The organism is Lyngbya sp. CCY1209, from assembly GCF_055795065.1.
This window is the reverse complement of sequence record NZ_JAYFER010000169.1, coordinates 1-1,188: the sequence shown is the minus strand read 5'-3', so window position 1 is coordinate 1,188 and position 1,188 is coordinate 1. Positions and strand designations below refer to the sequence as shown.

Here is a 1,188-nt window from a genome sequence, read left to right as displayed (position 1 = left end):
GGAACTGTACCCGACGAAGGTTGTAAATCTGCCAAAACTTCCGCGACGGACTGATAGCGACTTTTGGGTTTGGTTTCCACCAAACGATCTAAAATTTTGCCGAATGAGTCACTGACCCAATTTCCATTCAAATAATCTCGCCAGACCCATTCCACCTCCATCGCATCATACAAATCAAAAGGATTCATCTGGGTTAACAAGTGCAAACAGGTCACACCCAAACTATATAAATCGCTGATATATTTGGGTTTTCCCATCGCCTGTTCCGGGGCGCAGTATTCAGCCGAACCGATAATCGTTCCGGTGACGCTGAGGGACGTGCGCGGCACCTGTTTGGCGGCACCGAAATCGACGATGACTAATTTTTGATCGCTTTTTCGTCTGATGATATTTTCCGGTTTGATGTCCCGGTGAATGACTTTTTGACTGTGGACAAAATCCAAAACCGTCAACAAATCTTCTAACAGTGACCGGATTTGCTTTTCGGTGAACGCGCCATGATTTTCCAATTCTTGTTGCAGGGTGTCCCCGTCGATAAATTCTTGCACCAAATATTGCCGGTTATCGGCGGTGAAATACGCCAAAAGTTCGGGGATTTGGGGATGTTTGCCCAGTTCTTCCAGACGCCGCGCCTCCTGGTCGAAAAGTTCGGTGGCTTTTTGTAGTGTAGCGGTTCCCTGCGCCTGGGGGAGAAGTTGCTTGATGACGCAGGGGGGTTTGGAGGGTTTGCAGTCATCGACGGCGAGGAAAGTGCGTCCGAAGCCGCCCTGTCCGAGTATCCGTTTTGCCCGATAGCGTTCGAGGAGTCGCAGTTTGCCGCCGCATTTCTGGCAAAATTGGGAACCGTCGGGGTTGCCGTGGAGACAGTCGGGGTTGAGGCACTGGCTCATGATTCGGGATGGTTGCTGATATCTGATTTTATTCTATGGCAAAATCGGGTTATTTTGACGGAATAATCCTCCGTGTCCTCTGTGCCTCTGTGGTTTTTTAAGTTCAACCGTTTATATATTTCCCCCCTCGCCCAAGATTGGGAGAGGGGTCGGGGGTGAGGGCTGCCAAGGGGTCTAAAAAACGAAAGCTTCCCCCGGTTTACCACTGGAAGGAAGCCCTCGTTTATAATTATCCTGGCACCTTGCTATTTTCCCAGGCGGCTACCCGCCAAGTATCTTCGCCGTTTCAGCGTTTCAC

Annotated in this window: 1 protein-coding gene; it reads right to left on the bottom strand. The window is 50.2% G+C overall.

The genetic code is table 11. The features are described from left to right. Nucleotides 1-890, bottom strand: an 890-nt coding sequence (locus AC0QHF_RS02455) for a serine/threonine-protein kinase (protein WP_324702596.1), incomplete at its 3' end; no start/stop codon positions are given. Nucleotides 891-1,188 lie beyond the last annotated feature (298 nt).